This is a genomic window from Myceligenerans salitolerans, assembly GCF_017349295.1.
Classification (GTDB): domain Bacteria; phylum Actinomycetota; class Actinomycetes; order Actinomycetales; family Cellulomonadaceae; genus Myceligenerans; species Myceligenerans salitolerans.
On the sequence record NZ_JAFMPK010000046.1, the window covers coordinates 89,449 to 107,787 of the forward strand.

Here is an 18,339-nt window from a genome sequence, read left to right on the forward strand (position 1 = left end):
CCGCGGAGCTCGTGCCCGAGGGGACCGAGTTCGCGGTCGAGTACTCCCTCGACGGCGGCGAGACGTGGGGTGCGGCGACCGTGCCGCTGGGGCAGGTCGTCACGTCGCCCGACCTCCCGGCGGGCACCGAGGTGCTGTTCCGCGAGGGGGAGCTCCGCGACGTCGACGGGGTCGAGTGGGGCGAGCCCGTCGTCGACCCGGCGTCGGTGACGGTCGGGTCCGGCGCCACCGTCGAGGTGACGATGACCAACACGGCGGCCCCGGAGCCGGGCTCGTTCACGGTGGCGAAGCTGGTCGACGGCGAGGCCGCGGCGCAGGTGCCGCCCGGGGCCGGCTTCACGATCGAGTACTCGGTCGACGGGGGCGGGACCTGGGAGCCGGTGACCGTTCCCGCGGGTGGCACGACGGTCTCCTCCGGCGACCTGCCGGCCGGGACTCAGGTGATGGTGCGTGAGACCGGCGACCGCCCGGACGTACCCGGGGTCACATGGGGCGATGTCACGCTCGAGGTCGACGGTGGACCGGTGGACGGCGACACGGCCACGTTCACCGTCGGCAGCGGCGAGGTCGTCGCGGTCGTCGCGACGAACACGGCCGAGTACCTTCCCGGGACGTTCTCGGTGGCGAAGGTCGTCGAGGGCGACGCCGCCGACGCGGTACCCCCGGGGACCGGGTTCACCGTCGAGTACACCGTCGACGGGGAGGCGGCGACCGCGACCGTCGTCGTCGGTGAGCCGTGGCCGTCGCCGGAGCTGGAGCACGGTGCCGAGGTCACCGTCACGGAGGTGGGTCTTCCCGAGGTCGACGGGGTCGTCTGGGGGGAGCCGGTCCTGGCCGTCGACGGGGTGCCCGTCGAGGGGGAGGCGACGTTCACCGTCGAGGCCGGCACGGAGATCGGCGTCGTCCTCACGAACACCGCCGCACCCGAGGCCGGCCGCTTCCAGGTGAGCAAGGCCGTGGACGGCGAGGCGGCGGACGATGTCCCGGGCGGCACGAGGTTCCTCCTCGAGTACTCCACCGACGGTGGCGCGACCTGGCTGCCGCTGGTCGTCACGGCGGACGGGACCCCCGTGGCCTCGCCCGACGTCCCAGCCGGGACCGAGATCGTGGTGCGGGAGACCGTGGCGCGCGACGAGGTGCCCGGCGTCGGGTGGACCGGCGTGCGGTTCGTCGTCGACGGCACGCCCGTGCCGGGCGGTCTCGACCAGGCCACGTTCACCGTCGAGGCCGGTGGCGTGGTGGAGATCGTGGTGGTGAACACGGCCGGGCCGACCCCGCCGGAGCCCACGCCGAGTCCGACGCCGTCACCGCCCGAGCCGACGCCGACCCCGACGGAACCGACACCGGGACCGAGTGAGCTCACTCCGTCGCCGAGCGCGACCGCACCCGGACCGCCGGGGCCGGACGGGCCCGGTCCGGACACGCCCGGGCCGCCGGGCACGCCGTTGCCGATCACGGGCGCGACGGGGACACTGCTGCTGATCGTGGCGGCGGCCGCCGCGGTACTGGTGGGCGGCACGCTGATCGCGGTCCGCCGACGCCGCGACACCTGACGAGGTGCCCGGGAGCCCCGGGAGGCTCCCGGGCATCACCGGGACGGGGGTGCCGGGCTCGGGCGGTGCCCGGCTCGGACGGTGCCTGTCGGCGGGATCGCCGGGACGGGACCGCTCAGCGGACGAGCCGTACCTCGAGCACGCCGTCCTCTCCCGTGCCGGTGGTGGCGTCGGGCAGGAACCCGTTCTTCTGGAAGAACTTGCGTGCACCCGTGTTCGCGGCCGCGATCCACAGCTCGGCGGACCGGGCGGGCGGGAGGACGCCGTTCAGCAGCGCCCGGCTGATGCCGCTGCCGTGCATCTCGGGCATCACCCACAGGTCGTGCAGGGCGAGGTCGCGTTTCGGCTGGTGACCCAGCCGCGGCGTCGCGCGCCCGACGACGGCGAACCCGACGACCAGTCCGTCCACCTCCGCCACGAGCGGGGTCTCACCCGCCATGAGCCGGCGCTTCCAGGCCTCGATACCGGCGGCCTGCGTGTCCGTCGTCCAGTGATCCTCCGCCACGAGCGGCAGGTAGACGGCACGCCGGCCGGTCCAGTGGACGGCCGCGACCGCGGCCGCGTCCTCGAGGCGTGCGTCACGCAGCGTGTACTCAGGCATGCGCAGACGGTACCCGGCGCAGCCGCCCGACCAGGCACTCCTCCAGCGCGAAGGTCTGCAGCAGCTGGCGCGGCACGGGGGCGAGGATCGTCACCGCCTCCTCCGCGGGCAGCACCCGCAGCAGGTCGACGTGGAAGTCCTCGGTCCCTCGGGTGAGCCGGAACGTCCCGGCGCCGGTGATGTTCCGCATCCAGTCGGTCCGCGGGCCCCAGGGCAGCGGGACGACGGCGAGGATCTCCGCGGAGTCGGGGTCGCGCCCCGCGAACGCGACGACGGGCGTCGTGTACTCCTTGCCGGAGATGCGGCCCACATGGTGCACGACGGCAAAGGGCGGGAAGCCGTTCGCGACCTTCTCGAACGTCGGGTTGATGGTCTTGGCCAGGGCGGCGACGGGCTCAGGCAGGTCCATGCGTCCATCATGGCGAGAAGGCCGCCCCGGAGCGAGCCGCCGTGCGGGGTCTCTCAGATTCGTGTCGGTCGTCAGGTTGGCGTTATGGTCGGTTGAGGAGGGGAAAGGCGTGACGAAGACGACGGCGGGGGTACGGCCCCTGGAGAAGGGCATCCGGACGGATTTCCGGGAGGAGATGGACTACGCCTCCTACCTGGGCCTCGACCAGGTGCTCTCCGCGCAGCACCCGGTGAGCGAGCCCGAGCACCACGACGAGCTGCTGTTCATCATCCAGCACCAGACCACGGAGCTGTGGCTGAAGCTGGTGCTGCACGAGCTCAGCGCGGCGCGTGCGTACCTGGACGCCGACGACCTGCTCCGCGCCCTCAAGGCGCTCGCCCGGGTCAAGCACATCCAGCGCACGATCACGGAGCAGTGGTCGGTCCTGGCCACCCTGACCCCGAGCGAGTACGCGGAGTTCCGCGGGGTGCTCGGCTCGTCGTCGGGTTTCCAGTCGTACCAGTACCGCGCGGTGGAGTTCATCCTCGGCAACAAGAACGAGAGGATGCTGCCCGTCTTCCGCGGGAACCCGGAGGCGTACGACCTGCTCGACGGGCTGCTGCACGAGCCCACCGTCTACGACGCGTTCCTGCGTCTGCTGGCCCGCCGCGGCTACGCCGTGCCCGGCGAGATCCTCGAACGCGACGTGACCGAGGCCTGGGTCGAGCGTCCGGACCTGATCCCCGTCCTGACCGGCATCTACCAGGACCCGGCGTCGGCGTGGGACATCTACGAGGCGTGCGAGGACCTGGTCGACCTGGAGGACGCCTTCCAGTTCTGGCGGTTCCGCCACCTGCGCACGGTGCGGCGCACCATCGGGTTCAAGACGGGGACGGGCGGGTCCTCGGGCGTCGACTTCCTCCGGCGCGCCCTCGACCTGACGTTCTTCCCGGAGCTCATCTCGGTGCGGACGGAGGTCGGTGCCTGATGGCCCGGTCGCTCCTGCCCGCCGTCGTCGACCACCACGTGCACCTGGGGCTGGTGGACCCGGACCGGCTCGCCGGCACGGTCGTCGCCGAGGTGCACGACCTCGGCTGGGACCCCGTCGTCATCGCCGCCATCGCCAAGGCGCCGCCCACGGGCGTCAGGGTGCGCTTCGCGGGCCCGTTCCACACCGCGCCGGGCGGCTACCCGACCGGCCGTACCTGGGCGCCGCGGGCCGCCGTCCGGTCCGTCGCCGGCCGGGCCGACGCGCAGCGAGCGGTGGCCGACGTCGTCGCCATGGGCGGGTCGTTCGTCAAGATCGCGCTGCACGCCGGGATGCCGCTGCTCGACGACGTCACGCTGGTCGCTCTCGTGCGCGCGGCCCGCGCCGCCGGGCTCCCTGCCGTCGTGCACGCCGAGGGGGCCGGCCAGGCGGCCCGCGCGCTCGGCGCCGGCGCGGAGGTCCTGGTGCACGCGCCCTGGTCGGAGCACCTGCCCGACAAGCTGCTGCGGGCCTCCGCCGGGCGCACCACCTGGATCTCGACGCTCGCGATCCACGAGGGCGAGGCGCTCGGGATCGCCCTGGACAACGTCCGCCGCTTCTCCGCGGCGGGTGGTGCCGTCGTCTACGGCACGGACATGGGCAACGGTGACACGCCCGTGGGCCTGAACACCCGCGAGATCGAACTGCTCGGCGAGGCGGGGCTGACCGGCAAGGCGCTGCTGCGCGCCGTGGTCGGTGCCCCGGACCGGGTCGTGCCGGGACGGGCGCTGATCTCGCCGCACCCGAGGCCGGAGACCGCCGACGAGATGGTCGACTGGCTCGCCGACGCGCGTCGTCTGACCCCCGCCGACCTGGAGGCCCTGACGTGACGACCCAGAGCAGCGCCGCGCTCACCCCGTCCGCCCTGGCGGAGCGGGCCGCGGCGCTCGACGCCGCGGACCCGCTCGCCCACTACCGCGACCGGTTCGCCCCCAGCCCGGGTCTGGTCGCCTACCTGGACGGCAACTCGCTCGGCCGCCCCCTGCGCGCCACGCGCGACCACCTCGCCGGATTCGTGGACGACGTCTGGGCCTCCCGCCTCATCCGCGCCTGGGACGAGGGCTGGATGGACGCACCCACGGAGCTCGGCGACACCATCGGCCGGGTCACGCTCGGTGCCGCCCCGGGGCAGACCGTCGTCGCCGACTCCACCACCGTGATGCTGTACAAGCTGGCCCGCGCCGCCGTCGGCGCACGCGCCGGGCGCGACGAGATCGTCGCCGACACCGAGAACTTCCCGACCGACCGCTTCGTCCTGGAGGGTGTCGCGGCCGAGAGCGGGATGACGATCCGCTGGATCACGCCGGACCCGGCGCTCGGTGTGACGGCGGACGACGTCGCGGGTGTCGTCTCGGAGCGCACCGCGCTCGTGCTGCTGAGCCATGTCGCGTTCAAGTCCGCGTTCGTCGCGGACATGCCGGCCGTCACGCGCGTCGTGCACGACGCCGGGGCTCTCGTCCTGTGGGACCTGTGCCACTCGGTGGGCGCGGTGCCCGTCGAGCTCGACGCGTGCGGCGTGGACCTCGCGGTGGGGTGCACGTACAAGTTCCTGAACGGCGGCCCGGGCGCGCCCGCGTTCGGCTACGTCGCACGGGAGCTGCAGGACCAGCTCCGGCAGCCGGTGCAGGGCTGGATGGGCGCGGCCGACCCGTTCGCCATGGGACCGGCCTACGAGCCCGCGCCGGGGATCCGGCAGTTCGTCAGCGGGACGCCGCCGGTGGTGGGCATGCTGCCCATGCGCGACATGCTCGATCTCATCGACGAGGTGGGCATGGCCGCGGTCCGCGCGAAGTCGGTGGCCCTGACGCAGTTCGTGGTCGAGGCCGCGGACCAGCACCTGGCACCGCTCGGCGTGCGCGTGGCCTCGCCCCGCGATGCCGCGGTGCGCGGCAGCCACGTGATGCTGGAGCACCCCCGGTTCCGGGAGGCGACCGCGTTGCTGTGGCGGTGGGGTGTCGTCCCCGACTTCCGCCCGCCCGCCGGGATGCGGATCGGGCTGTCTCCGCTGAGCACGTCCTTCACGGAGGTCGCGCGCGGCCTGGCGCTGGTCGCCGAGGCGCTGCGCGACCCCGGGGCCGCCCCGGGGCGGTGACCCGCCGACCGTGAGCGTCCTCGACGACTTCGAGTCGCGTCCCGGCAGCGCCACGTCGCTGCTGCGGACCCTCGTCGGTGCCACCCTGCGGGACCAGGGTGGGTGGATGCCTGTCTCGGCCCTGGTCACGCTGATGTCCGAGCTCGGTGTGCCGCCCGCGCGCACGCGTACGGCGCTCGGGCGGGTGAAGGCCAAGGGGCTCCTGGTCGCCGAGGCGCGGGACGGTGTCGCCGGCTACGCCGTCGCCCCGGCCGCGGCCGACATGCTCGGCCGCGGCGACCGGCGGATCTTCGGCGTCCGGCGCGACGGCGACGACGACCGGTGGTGCCTCGTCTCCTGGAGCGTTCCCGAGGACCAGCGGGACCTGCGGCACCGGCTGAGGCGCCGGCTGGCGACGATCGGCTGCGGGTCCGTGTCCTCGGCGCTGTGGATCTGCCCGGAGCACCTCGCCGACGACGTCGCCGTCATCCTCGACGACCTCGAACTGACGGGCCGGGCCACGGTCTTCCTCGCCTCGGAGATCCGGTACCCCGGCGGGCCCGCGGCGGCGGTCGCGCGCTGGTGGGATCTGCCCGCGCTGCGGGAACTGCACGAGCGGTTCCTCGCGGGCCACGCGGAACCGGTCGCCCGGCTGCTGGACGGAGGCTCGCGTCCCGCCGGGCCGGAGCCTTCGGAGGCGTTCCGCACCTGGATCCGCGCACTGGATGCCTACCGGCCCATCCCGTACCTGGACCCCGGCCTTCCGCCGAAGCTCCTTCCCGAGGACTGGCCGGGCACGCGGAGCGCGGAGGTCTTCGCCCGCCTCGCGGCGGCGGCCCGGCTCCCGGCCGGCGTCCACGCCGCGCAGGTCGCGGACGTCGGCCGGACCCGGGAGCGGATGCCCGGCTGAGTCGGGACCGGGTGCCCGGCTCACCCCGGGACGCCCGGTCAGTGCACAGACCCCGGGACCGGGGCCGTCGAGAAGGTGAGCACCGGGCGTCCCGTGCGGGGATGCCGCAGCACGTCACAGCTCACGCCATAGGTCGGCTCGATGATCTCGGGGACCAGCACCTGAGCCGTCGGGCCCGCCGCGACGACCCGCCCCCGGTCGATGAGGACCACGTGGTCGCAGGTCGCCGCGGCGAGGTTGAGGTCGTGCAGGGCGGCGAGCACGGTGACGCCGTCGTCGGCGAGCGTGCGCAGCACCCGCATGGTGTGCAGCTGCGCGGCGACGTCCAGATGGTTGGTGGGCTCGTCCAGCAGGAGCAGGCGCGGTGTCTGCGCGAGTGCCCGGGCCAGGTGGACACGCTGGCGCTCGCCACCGGACAACGTGGCGACCTCGCGGTCCGCGAGCTCGGCGGCACCGGCGCGCTCCAGGGCCCGGTCCGCGGTCTCGCGGTCGGCGTCCGAGGGGCCCGCGAGGAGGGAGCGGTGCGGGATGCGGCCCAGCAGGACCGCGTCGTGCACGGTGACGGGCAGGTCGGTGCCCGCGTCCTGCTCGACGAGGGCGAGCGTGCGGGCGCGGGCACGGCGTCCCAGGCGCAGCAGGTCGTCGCCGTCGAACACGACACCGCCGTCGTCCGGCGGCCGCACGCCGGCAATAGCCCGGAGCAGGGTCGACTTGCCCGAACCGTTCGGTCCCAGCAGGCCGGTCACGGCGGCGCCCGGTGCGGCGAGTGCGACGCCGTCCAGGACGAGCCGGCCGTCGACGCCCCACGACACGCGGTCTGCGGCCAGCCCTGTGTCCTGCGGCTGGTGGCGGGCTTCCCGGCCGGGCCCGGCCGGGGCCGGCGCGGCCGGGGCCGAGGTCGGCGGCGCCTGGCCGGCGGGAAGCCGGCCCGGCGTGATCGAGGGCGAGGACGGCGATCGGTCCGTCATGCGCGGGACCTGCCCTTCCAGAGGAGGAACGCGAAGACCGGTGCGCCCACCGCGGCCGTGACGATGCCGACCGGGAGTTCGCGCGGCGCGAAGACGGTCCGGGCCAGTGTGTCCGCCCAGACCAGGAACGACGCCCCGGCCAGCGCGGACAGCGGCAGGAGGAGCCGGTGCCGGGCGCCGGTGACCAGCCGCACGGCGTGCGGCAGGATCAGCCCGACGAACCCGATCGACCCGCTCTGAGAGACCAGGGCCCCGGTGAGCAGCGCGACGGCGACCAGCAGCCCCCAGCGGGCCCGCTGCACGTCCACACCCAGCGTGGCCGCCGCGGACTCGCCGAAGGTGAACGCGTCCAGGATCGACCCGCACAGCATCAGCCCGGTGCCCAGGACGAGGGTCGCGATACCGGTGACGGCGACGGACGTCCAGGTCGCGGACCCGACCGAACCCATGAGCCAGCTCATGACCTCGCGGAACGCGTCGCCCTTGACCGACCAGAAGATCACGAACGACACCGCGGCCGAGCACATCTGGCTGATCGCCAGGCCGGCCAGTACCGTCCGGGTCGGCGTGACCTGGCCGAGCGCGCCCGCCAGCCCGAGCGCGGCGGCCAGCGCCAGCACCGCACCGGCGAACGCCGCGACCGGCAGGAGCGCCAGCGCGGCGGCACCGCCCGCCACGAGCACCAGTACCGCGCCGAGCGACGCCCCGGAACTCAGGCCGAGAAGGTAGGGGTCGGCGAGCGGGTTGCGGGTGAGGGACTGCATCACCACGCCGCACACCGCGAGACCCGCCCCGACCGCGGCCGCGGTCAGCGCGCGCGGGGCACGCAGGTGCCACACCATCCCGTCACGGATCGGGGACAGCGGCTCCACCTCCAGGCCGAGCGGCCCCAGGAGGAGATCCAGCCGGAGGTGGGTCGCGAGGGAGCGCCCCACCTCGGCGGCGGACAACTCGGCGGGGCCGATCAGCACCGCCCCGAGCAGGGAGGCGACCAGGACGCCGCCGAGCGCGATCCCGGCCGCCACGGGACCGCGTCCGCCGGCGCGGACGCCGTGGCCGCGCCCGCCGGTGGCGGCGACCGGTCCTCTCGTACGGCTCACAGGTCGAGTTCTCCCAGCTGGTCGACGACGTCGGCCACCGCGTCCACGTTCCGTACGCCGGCCTCGGTCGCCGGGAACGGTACGACGACGTAGCTCTCGTTCCGCACGGCCGTCATCTCGGCGGTCGCCGGGTTCCGGGCCAGCCGCTCCATCTTGGCCGCGGCGGTGTTCCAGGCGGCGTCGACGAGCACGATCACGTCGGGATCGGCGGCGACGGCCTCCTCCCAGGCGAACGAGGTCCAGGTGTCGTGCACGCCGCCCGCCACGTTCTCCAGCCCGGCCGCGTCCATGATCATCTGCGGCGCGCCGATCCCCGCCCCGACGTACGGGACGTCGTCCCCCGACGAGTACCACAGTGCCGTCAGCCCGCGGTCGTCGGCCTCGATCGCCTCCAGGGCGGACCGCTGCTCGGCGACGAGGTCCGCCGCGGCGTCCTCGGCCGCGAAGATGGTGCCCACCTGCTCGATCTCGCCGAACACGTCGTCGAACGTCAGGGGGTCGGGCATGTACCCGGGATCCTTGCAGGCGGCCGGGGAGACGTAGGTGGCGACGCCGAGCCCGGCGAGCGTGTCCCGGTCGCCCGCGGTCTCCGCGGTGACGTTCGACTCCCAGCCGGCGTAGATCAGTTCCGGTTCCAGGTCGAGCACCGCCTCCGAGCCGGGCGCCTCGTCCGTCATCGGCTCGGCGACGGCGGGGACGTCGGCCGCGGCCTGCGCGAGCGCGTCGGGAACGGGACCGTCCAGGAAGGCCGTGCCGACGATCCGGTCGCCGAGCCCGAGGGCGAGCAGCATCTCGGTGGTCGACGACTTGATCGTGACCACGCGTTCGGGCGGTGCCGGGATCTCGGTGACGAATCCGCAGTTGTCGATGCGGACGGGGAACGTGTCCGACGCGGGACCGTCGTCGTCCATGCCGGTGGCGGTGCCGGAGCAGCCGGCGAGGGCGGTGACCGCCAGCACGGTGGCGGCCGGAACGACGAAGGGGCGGAGGGCAGCGCGGGAAAGGGTGCGCACGATGGCTCCTGTGCAGGCTCGCTGATGACACCCGCGCCGTACGGCGCCGGGTCTGGGCGACGCGCCATCTCGCGCCAGCGGACCAGCGACCCACAGCTCGGGCCGCGACGACGGGGCAGACCGGAAGAGCCCCGCGATCCGGCTCACAGCATATCCGCCGTGCCGGGCGTACCGGTCACTTCACGCAGGTGGTGAAGTCCTTGTCCGGGAAGGACCAGCTGCCGGCGGACCAGGTGCCCCGCTCGCGCATCGCGAACGAGTAGTCGCCCGGTTCCAGCGTGATCGTGACCGCTCTCGCCCTGGCGCAGGTTCTCCCGCCGGCCGGGATCGTGAGCGAGTCCGTCTCGCGTCCGGTCCACGCGACATGGAGTTCCCGGCCCGTGGCGTTGCGAACCGTCAGGCGCACCATGCTGCCGCCGTCCCCGGTCCTGCCGGGGCGCCGAAGACTGCCGCCCTCGCGCAGGGCCGCCCGCACCTGCTTCTTGATGGTGGCGACCCGGAGGCGTTCCCGCGCGACCTCCGCGGCGCGCGACTGGGCCCGCGCGGTCACGGCCGGCAGCGTGTCGAGCCGTCGACCCGCGAGCTCGCCGGGCCTCGTCCCCGGGTAGTTCTCGGCCGCGCGGCCGAGGACGGTGCGGGCCGAGCGGAATGCCGACGCCGCGTAGCGGCCGTCCCGGGCGGCACTCTCGCCGCGGGCGATCCGCTGCTCCCCGCAGCGCAGCAGCGACCACGACAGGGTCTCGTGGGCGGCGGCGCGTACGGGCGCGAGCGCTTCTCCCTCCTGCCGCGTCCAGGTGCGCGCCGGATCCAGCGCCGCGCAGGGTCTCTTCCTGCTGCCCCGCTCGACGTCGCGCTCGTACAGCCGCCACACGCGCTTCTCGGCCGTCCGCGCCGGATCCGTCTGGGGCGCGTCGGTCATGACGGCGGCGTACTGCCGCACGGCACGCAGCTGCGAGTCCTGCGCCTCCAGCTCGCGTCCGAGCGCGATGCGCAGCTCGGACTGTTCCTCCAGTGCCCCGCGGTACCGCGCCACACCCGAGGCGAGATAGTCGTCGTACCCGCGGATCGCCTTGCGGTACTCCTCGCGGCCCGCCAGGTGCCGCGCGCGCTCCAGGTCCTCGCACGCGACCCGTTCCGCGCGGAGCGCCGCCCGGTCGACCGGAGAGTCCAGGAACGAGACGGTGCCGGAGTTCAGGGCCGACTTCAGGTGCCTGTCGGCCGCGTCGCAGTCGCCGGCGGCGTGCGCGCTGTGCCCGAGTGCCGCCTCGGTCCTGGCCTCCGCACGCGAGCCCTGCAGCAGGTTGACGAACAGCCACACCACGGCGGCGACCACCAGCACCAGTGCGATGCCGAGCACCGCCGACCGGCCGCGCCGCGGCCTCGGCTCCTCGCGTCCGACCGGTGCGAGCAGGTGCAGATCGCTCACTGAGGCTCCCTGTCGTCCCTCCCGCGTCGCCGTCCGTAACGCGGTATGTCGGAAATGGTGCCACGAGTCGCCGCTCCCGGCCCGACATCCTCCCGTAGTCTCGTGCCACATGAGCACTGGGAGAAGAGCACTCGTCACCGGGGCGTCGTCGGGGATCGGCGCGGCCACGGTGCGCCGACTGACGGCCGACGGGTGGCGGGTCGTGGCCGCGGCCCGCCGCGAGGAGCGGCTCGAGGCACTCGCCGCGCGGACCGGCGCGGAGCCGTACACCGTGGACGTGACCGACGACGACGCCGTCGCCCGGCTCGCCGCGCACCTCGCCGCGACCGGCGGCCTGGACGCCGTCGTCAACGTCGCGGGCGGCGCCCTCGGCCTCGACCGGGTCGAGGACGGCGACGTGGACGGCTGGCGCTGGATGTACGAGGTGAACGTCCTCGGTACGCTGCGCGTCACCAAGGCGACCCTGCCGATGCTGCGGGAGGCGGGCGCCGCACGCGGCGTCGCCGACGTGGTCAACGTGACCTCGACCGCCGCGTTCGGCGCCTACGAGGGCGGCGCCGGCTACACGGCCGCCAAGCACGGCGAGCACATGCTCTCCCAGACCTTGCGGTGGGAGATCGCCGGCGAGCCCGTGCGCGTCATCGAGATCGCGCCCGGAGCGGTCGCCACCGAGGAGTTCTCCCTGGTGCGCTTCGGCGGCGACGCCGAGAAGGCGGCACAGGTGTACGCCGGCTACACCCCGCTCACCGCCGACGACGTCGCCGACACCGTCGCCTGGACGGTCTCCCGCCCCGACCACGTGAACATCGACCAGGTGACGCTCCGCCCCCGCGCACAGGCCCACAACAGCAAGATCGTCCGCGACGCCGGAGCGTGACCCGCGGCCGGTAGCACGACCGGGCGGTCGCACCACCGGGAGGGGCAGGTCTTACGGAGTTCTGACGGTGCTCGTCCCAGCAGGGTTTCCACGGCGCGGCGGTGGCAGGCTGGCAGGCATGAACCCAGGGGACAAGCGCGGCGCACTCGCCGCCGTCGCGGGGATCGTCACCGGTGGTCTCGGTCTGGCGGTCTCCGAGTTGCTGTCCGCCGTGATCGCGCCCGGCTCGAGCACGATCTTCGCCGGCGGTGCCGCAGTCGTCGACGTCGTGCCACCGTGGCTCAAGGACTTCGCCGTCGAGTGGTTCGGCACCGCCGACAAGGCGGTGCTGCTCGGCTCGATGGGCGTCGTGCTCGCCGCGGGTGCGGCCCTCGCCGGATGGCTCGAACGTCGGCGGGCCGGGACCGGCGTCGCGCTCCTCGTCCTCGTCGGCCTGGCGGGTGCGGCCCTCGCCGTCACGCGCCCCGGCGCCACGCCGCTGTGGGCCGCGCCGAGCCTGGTCGGCATCGGCGTCGCCGTGCCGGTGCTGCGTGCCGCGGTCCGCGCCCTGGGCACCCGTCCGGCAACACCGCCCGCACGGGACGACGAGACGGATGCCGCGCCGGGCGGGCGCGGGGCGGACGAGTCCCGCGACGCCCACGCCGGCTCGACCACCACACCCCTGGACGGGGCCGTTCCCTCCGCGCCGTCGTCGGCCCCCGACCGGCGCCGGTTCCTCCAGCTCACCGGTCTCGCCGCGGCCGGTGCACTCGTGGCGCTCGCGGCGTCGCAGGCGATCGGCGCGGGCGGCCGCGCCGTCGAGGCGGTGCGCGAGCGGTTCCGCCTCCCGGGCGCGGCCCGTCCGGCGGACCCGGTCCCGGCGGGTGCGGACCTGTCGGTGGAGGGCGTGGCCCCGTACGTCACGCCGAACGACGACTTCTACCGCATCGACACCGCCCTGCGCGTCCCCGAGGTCGACCCGTCGGACTGGTCGCTGCGCGTGACCGGCATGGTCGACGAGCCGTTCGAGATCGGCTGGGACGAGCTCGTCGCGCTGCCGATGACCGAGCACCACGTGACGCTCGCCTGCGTGTCGAACGCCGTGGGCGGCGACCTCATCGGGAACGCCCTCTGGCTCGGGTACCCGGTCCGGGAGCTGCTGGAGCGTGCCCGGCCGCAGGCGGGTGCCGACATGGTGCTGTCCCGGTCGGTCGACGGCTTCACGGCGGGCACGCCGCTGGAGGTGCTCACCGATCCGGACCGCACGTCGCTCCTGGCCATCGGCATGAACGGCGAGCCCCTGCCGACCCGGCACGGCTTCCCGGCACGGCTCGTGGTGCCGGGGCTGTACGGGTACGTGTCGGCGACCAAGTGGGTGACCGAGCTCAAGGTCACCACCTTCGACGAGGACGAGGGGTACTGGACCCCTCGGGGTTGGTCCGCGCTCGGCCCGATCAAGGTCCAGTCCCGCATCGACGTGCCGCGTGGCTTCGCGAACCTCGGCGCCGGCGAGGTGGTCGTGGCCGGGGTCGCCTGGGCCCAGCACGTCGGGATCGAGAGCGTCGAGGTCCGGGCCGACGACGGCGACTGGGTGCCCGCCGAGCTCGCCGAGTCCGTCGGACCCGACACCTGGCGCCAGTGGCGGGCGGTGCTGGACCTCGACGAGGGGGACCACACCGTGTCGGTCCGTGCGACGAACGCCGACGGCGAGACGCAGACGGACGCGGAGGCCCCGCCGGCTCCGGACGGGGCGACGGGCCATCACACGGTCGCGTTCACCGTCTCCTGACCCGCTCCTGTCCTGGCGATAGGATGTGCCGCACAGGCATCGACCCGGCCATCACCGGTGAGCCTCCGGAAGAACGGGTCTCCCCGCGGCGTGACCGCGCTCGCGGCCGTGGGGCACCTCAGTAGAACCGGACGGGCAGGCCCGTCACAGCCGTCAACGAGCGGCCGCCCGCGGCCGTCGCCCCACGGGGCGGCACACGCGTGCGGCAAGCGGGGTGGTACCGCGGCACGCGGTCCGGCGTCGTCCCCCGACGGCGGCGGCGCGACGTCGTCCTCGCAGCAGCGCTGCCGGACCGACGACCACCGCAGGAGCCACAGACCATGGCTGACTCAGCCCGCTATCCCTTGCACCGTGACGACGCGCATGTCGCCGCGTCCCCGGACCTGCCCGCGATCGAGCGGGAGGTTCTCGACCACTGGGAGGTCGACGGGACCTTCCAGGCCTCCATCGACCAGCGCGCCGCGGGCGAGAACGGCGACAACGAGTTCGTGTTCTACGACGGGCCGCCCTTCGCCAACGGCCTGCCCCACTACGGCCACCTGCTGACCGGTTACGCGAAGGACGTCGTGCCGCGCTACCAGACGATGCGCGGCCGGCGCGTCGAGCGCCGCTTCGGCTGGGACACGCACGGCCTACCGGCCGAGCTCGAGGCGATGAACCAGCTCGGCATCAAGACCAAGGACGAGATCGTCGAGCTCGGCATCGACAGGTTCAACGCCGCCTGCCGCAGCTCGGTCATGAAGTACACCGACGAGTGGCGCGCCTACGTCACCCGCCAGGCCCGCTGGGTCGACTTCGAGCACGACTACAAGACCCTCGACCCGACCTTCATGGAGTCGGTGATCTGGGCGTTCAAGTCGCTGTACGACAAGGGGCTGATCTACGAGGACTTCCGTGTCCTGCCGTACTGCTGGAACGACCAGACGCCGCTGAGCAACCACGAGCTGCGCATGGACGACGACGTCTACCAGAACCGCCAGGACCCGGCGGTCACGGTCGGCTTCGACGTGACGACCGTTCCGGACCCGGCCGCGTCGGCCGGTGTGCGGCCCGGCGACAAACTGCTGGTCTGGACGACGACTCCCTGGACCCTGCCGTCCAACCTGCTGGTCATGGTGGGGCCGGACATCGACTACGTGGTGGTGGAGTCGGCGGGTACCCGCTACGTGATCGCGGAGGCGCGCGCGGCCGCGTACGCCCGCGAGCTGGCCGAGGAGGGAGCGGAGGAGGTGCGCGTCGTCGCCCGCCTCGCCGGCCGCGACCTGCTGGGCGTCGCCTACACGCCGCCGTTCTCCTACTACGCGGGCCGTGAGCGCGCGCACCGTGTCGTCGAGGCGGACTTCGTCACCACCACCGACGGCACGGGTCTGGTGCACAGCGCCGGCGCGTTCGGCGAGGACGACAAGATCGTCTGCGACCGTGAGGGCGTCGAGTCCGTCATGCCGGTCGGCGCCGACGGCCGCTTCACCCACCCCGTGGACGAGTACGCCGGTCTGCAGGTGTTCGACGCGAACCTGCCGATCATCGACCACCTGAAGGCGCGTACACGGGGCGAGGCCGGCGACGAGGCCGGGGCGGTGACCGTGGGCACGGTGCTCCTGCGGCGCGAGTCCTACGACCACTCCTACCCGCACTGCTGGCGCTGCCGGCAGCCGCTCATGTACATGGGCGTCTCCTCATGGTTCGTCGAGGTGACGAAGTTCAAGGACCGGATGGTCGAGCTGAACAAGGACATCACCTGGGTGCCCGACCACATCCAGGAGGGGCAGTTCGGCAAGTGGCTGGAAGGTGCGCGCGACTGGTCGATCACCCGTAACCGGTTCTGGGGCTCGCCCGTCCCCGTCTGGAAGAGCGACGACCCGGCCTATCCGCGGATCGACGTGTACGGGTCGTTCGAGGAGCTGGAGCGCGACTTCGGCCGCCTGCCGCGCGATCCGGCGAACCCTGACGTACCGGACCTGCACCGCCCGTTCGTCGACGAGCTGACCCGCCCCAACCCGGACGACCCGACGGGCAGGTCGACCATGCGGCGCGTCGAGGACGTGCTGGACGTCTGGTTCGACTCCGGCTCCATGCCGTACGCCCAGGTGCACTACCCGTTCGACAACACCGACTGGTTCGAGCACCACTACCCGGGCGACTTCATCGTGGAGTACATCGGGCAGACCCGCGGCTGGTTCTACACCCTGCACATCCTCGCGACGGCACTCTTCGACCGGCCGGCGTTCCAGACCGCCCTGTCGCACGGGATCGTGCTGGGCTCCGACGGCCGCAAGATGTCCAAGTCGCTGCGCAACTACCCGGACGTCAACGAGGTCTTCGACCGCGACGGGTCCGACGCCATGCGCTGGTTCCTCATGGCCTCGCCGATCCTGCGCGGCGGCAACCTGGTGGTGACGGAGGACGGCATCCGGGACGCGGTGCGCCAGGTCCTGCTTCCGCTGTGGAGCACGTACTACTTCTTCACCCTGTACGCGAACAGCGTGAAGGGCTCCGGCGACGGCTCCGCCGGGAAGAGCAGGGGCAGGATCGCGCGAAGCCTCGACCCGGAGCGTGTGGCGGGGCTGGGTGCGATGGACCGGTACCTGCTCGCGCGGACCCGCGACCTGGTCGCCGTGGTGACGGATCAGCTCGACGGGTACGACATCGCGGGCGCGTGCGAGTCCGTGCGCCAGTACCTCGACGCGCTGACCAACTGGTACGTCCGCACGCAGCGGGACCGGTTCTGGGACGAGGACGCCGACGCGTTCGACACCCTCTACACCGCGCTGGAGGTGCTGTGCCGTGTCATGGCGCCGCTCGCACCGCTGACCACCGAGGAGGTGTGGCGGGGGCTCACGGGCGGCCGGTCGGTGCACCTGGCGGACTGGCCGTCGCTCGGGGCGCCCGCCGGGACGGTGGCAGGGGGCGCGGAGGACGCCGTCCTGGTGGCCGACGACGCGCTGGTGGCCGCCGTGGAGTCGGCGCGTGCCGTCGTCTCGCAGACCCTGGCGCTGCGGAAGGCGAACAAGCTTCGGGTGCGCCAGCCCCTGCGCTCGCTCGTGGTGGCCGTCCCGGACCCGGAAGGCGTCGCACCGTTCGCGGACCTTCTGGCGTCGGAGCTGAACCTGAAGTCGGTCCAGCTGGTGGCGTTCTCGCCCGAGGTGGCGGCGTCGCACGGGATCACCGAGCGGCTCGCCGTCAACGCGCGGGCCGCGGGCCCGCGCCTCGGCAAGGGGGTGCAGGCCGTCATCAAGGCGTCCAAGGCGGGCGCCTGGACGAAGGTGGCGGGCGGCGACGGCACCGAACGGGTCGTCGTGCGGACCGACGACGGGGACGTCGAACTGCTCGAGTCCGAGTACGAGCTGGCCACGGTCGTGGGTGCGGACGCGGGGGCCGACGTCGCGGCCGCCGTCCTGGCCGGCGGCGGGTTCGTCGTGCTCGACCTCGCGCTCGACGACGACCTGCGCGCCGAGGGGTATGCGCGAGACGTGATCCGGGACGTGCAGGAGGCCCGCAAGGCGGCCGGCCTGCACGTGACCGACCGGATCGCGCTCACGCTCACGGTGCCTCGCGAGTGGGCCGAGGCGGTGCACGCGTACGAGGGGCTCGTGGCCGCGGAGACGCTGGCGGACACGGTGGCCCTGTCGGCCGCGGACGGGACGGACCGGACGGTCTCGGTGCAAAAGTCCGCATAGTTGACCGGAACGGAGATATCTTGCCAGGATCGCCCGCGTGAACGGTGAGACGCGCGCGGGCGACCCCGGCCTGGCGCGCAGGCGGTGGTGGTTGCGGGCCGGGGTGATGCTCGCCGCGGCCGCGGCCTGGTTGCTCGTCGCGGTCGCACCGCAGGTGTTCCTCCTGGTGCGGGCCGACGAGCCCAGCGTGCCGGCCGTGTCGAGCTTCGTCACCGGCATGGTCGCGGGAGGAACCGCCGCCGGCTGCCTGGCCGCCCTGGTCCGGCGCCGTGCCGGTGAGGTCATCGCAGGCCGGCACACCGCGGCCGTCTGGGCGGCCGGAGCAGCCGCCGTCGGCACACTCGGCACCGCCGTCGGGACGTTCCTCCTCGCTGGCGGGGTGCTGGAGGGGTGGTGGCCGAGCGGCGCGGAGGCCGGTTCGGAGACCGTCGCCGGGCTCGCCGTCGTCGCACTGGCCGCCACGACCGGTGGGCTCGCACTCGGTCTGCTCACCGCCCTCGGCCCGGTCTGGCTCCGTGCCTGCGCGGCCGGGGTGCCGATCCTGTTCGCCCAGGACGCGCTGGCCATCGTGCTGCCCGAGTTCCCGGGGGCGCATCTGGGAACGAGCTGGCTCGTGGCGGTCCTGGTGGGCGTCGCGCTCGGGACCAGCGTCGCCGCCGGGCGGCCGTGGACATGGGCGATGTGGGTCCCGGCCCTCGCGCTCGTCTGGCTGGCGCAGTCGCTCCTGCCGGCGATCTCCGCCACCTTGCAGCAGGTGCATGTGGGGGCGGAGTTCCTCCGCGCCTACCCGTTCGAGCCGTTCCGGGTGCTGGGGGAGTACCTCCAGCTCACGCTGATCGACCCGGGTGCGCACGGGCCGGCGTCCATGTGGGTGGTCGCCCTGGTCGTGGGGGTGGCGGTGGCGGGCTGGAGGCTGCGCGCACCGCGGTGAGCCGACGATCCGTCCACCGATCGGTGGAC

The 18,339-nt window shown here is 73.7% G+C and carries 15 protein-coding genes; 9 read left to right on the forward strand and 6 right to left on the reverse strand.

Features of this window, described 5'->3' with window-relative positions; genetic code table 11:
* Nucleotides 1–11: 11 nt before the first annotated feature.
* Entirely contained in the window at nt 12–1,553 is a 1,542-nt protein-coding gene (locus tag J0911_RS20480) for a DUF5979 domain-containing protein (RefSeq protein WP_307865081.1), read from the forward strand.
* A 115-nt stretch (nt 1,554–1,668) separates the two neighbouring features.
* On the opposite strand, the gene J0911_RS13190 is transcribed toward J0911_RS20480, so the two are convergent.
* Entirely contained in the window at nt 1,669–2,154 is a 486-nt protein-coding gene (locus tag J0911_RS13190; RefSeq protein ID WP_207275922.1) for a GNAT family N-acetyltransferase, read from the reverse strand.
* Nucleotides 2,147–2,563, reverse strand: coding sequence for a PNPOx family protein (locus J0911_RS13195; RefSeq protein WP_207275923.1), 417 nt, complete (start codon nt 2,561–2,563; stop codon nt 2,147–2,149). The genes J0911_RS13190 and J0911_RS13195 overlap by 8 nt, the downstream gene beginning before the upstream one ends.
* Nucleotides 2,564–2,738: 175 nt before the next feature.
* On the opposite strand from J0911_RS13195, the gene J0911_RS13200 reads away from it, so the two are divergent.
* Genes J0911_RS13200 through J0911_RS13215 form a run of 4 tightly spaced genes read left to right on the forward strand, consistent with a single transcriptional unit; the run spans nt 2,739 to nt 6,550 of the window.
* Nucleotides 2,739–3,530, forward strand: a complete 792-nt coding sequence (locus J0911_RS13200; RefSeq protein WP_242636724.1) for a tryptophan 2,3-dioxygenase — start codon at nt 2,739–2,741, stop codon at nt 3,528–3,530.
* On the forward strand, nt 3,530–4,399 hold the full coding sequence (locus J0911_RS13205) for an amidohydrolase family protein (protein ID WP_207275925.1): 870 nt from the start codon (nt 3,530–3,532) through the stop codon (nt 4,397–4,399). Before J0911_RS13200 ends, J0911_RS13205 begins: the two co-directional genes overlap by 1 nt.
* Nucleotides 4,396–5,661: a kynureninase gene (locus J0911_RS13210; RefSeq protein WP_207275926.1), complete on the forward strand. Its 1,266-nt coding sequence runs from the start codon at nt 4,396–4,398 to the stop codon at nt 5,659–5,661. Before J0911_RS13205 ends, J0911_RS13210 begins: the two co-directional genes overlap by 4 nt.
* 10 nt (nt 5,662–5,671) lie before the next feature.
* Nucleotides 5,672–6,550: a PaaX family transcriptional regulator gene (locus J0911_RS13215; RefSeq protein ID WP_307865071.1), complete on the forward strand. Its 879-nt coding sequence runs from the start codon at nt 5,672–5,674 to the stop codon at nt 6,548–6,550.
* 38 nt (nt 6,551–6,588) lie between these two features.
* On the opposite strand, the gene J0911_RS13220 is transcribed toward J0911_RS13215, so the two are convergent.
* From J0911_RS13220 to J0911_RS13235, 4 genes are all read right to left on the reverse strand, one after another.
* Nucleotides 6,589–7,518: an ABC transporter ATP-binding protein gene (locus J0911_RS13220; RefSeq protein ID WP_207275927.1), complete on the reverse strand. Its 930-nt coding sequence runs from the start codon at nt 7,516–7,518 to the stop codon at nt 6,589–6,591.
* Nucleotides 7,515–8,543, reverse strand: coding sequence for a putative F420-0 ABC transporter permease subunit (locus J0911_RS13225; protein ID WP_307865082.1), 1,029 nt, complete (start codon nt 8,541–8,543; stop codon nt 7,515–7,517). Before J0911_RS13225 ends, J0911_RS13220 begins: the two co-directional genes overlap by 4 nt.
* A 71-nt stretch (nt 8,544–8,614) precedes the next feature.
* On the reverse strand, nt 8,615–9,631 hold the full coding sequence (locus J0911_RS13230) for a putative F420-0 ABC transporter substrate-binding protein (protein WP_307865072.1): 1,017 nt from the start codon (nt 9,629–9,631) through the stop codon (nt 8,615–8,617).
* 175 nt (nt 9,632–9,806) lie between these two features.
* Nucleotides 9,807–11,057 (reverse strand): hypothetical protein, encoded by a 1,251-nt coding sequence (locus J0911_RS13235; protein WP_207275929.1) that lies wholly within the window; start codon nt 11,055–11,057, stop codon nt 9,807–9,809.
* Nucleotides 11,058–11,166: 109 nt separating this feature from the next.
* Here J0911_RS13235 and J0911_RS13240 point away from each other — a divergent pair, with 109 nt between their 5' ends.
* From J0911_RS13240 to J0911_RS13255, 4 genes are all read left to right on the forward strand, one after another.
* Nucleotides 11,167–11,934 (forward strand): SDR family oxidoreductase, encoded by a 768-nt coding sequence (locus J0911_RS13240; protein ID WP_207275930.1) that lies wholly within the window; start codon nt 11,167–11,169, stop codon nt 11,932–11,934.
* 118 nt (nt 11,935–12,052) lie between these two features.
* Complete coding sequence (locus tag J0911_RS13245; RefSeq protein WP_207275931.1) at nt 12,053–13,702, forward strand: molybdopterin-dependent oxidoreductase; 1,650 nt, start codon at nt 12,053–12,055, stop codon at nt 13,700–13,702.
* Nucleotides 13,703–14,022: 320 nt separating this feature from the next.
* The gene (gene ileS, locus J0911_RS13250) at nt 14,023–17,379 is read left to right on the forward strand and encodes an isoleucine--tRNA ligase (RefSeq protein ID WP_207275932.1); all 3,357 of its coding nucleotides are present in this window, start codon (nt 14,023–14,025) and stop codon (nt 17,377–17,379) included.
* A 37-nt stretch (nt 17,380–17,416) separates the two neighbouring features.
* Complete coding sequence (locus tag J0911_RS13255) at nt 17,417–18,310, forward strand: hypothetical protein (RefSeq protein WP_207275933.1); 894 nt, start codon at nt 17,417–17,419, stop codon at nt 18,308–18,310.
* Nucleotides 18,311–18,339 lie beyond the last annotated feature (29 nt).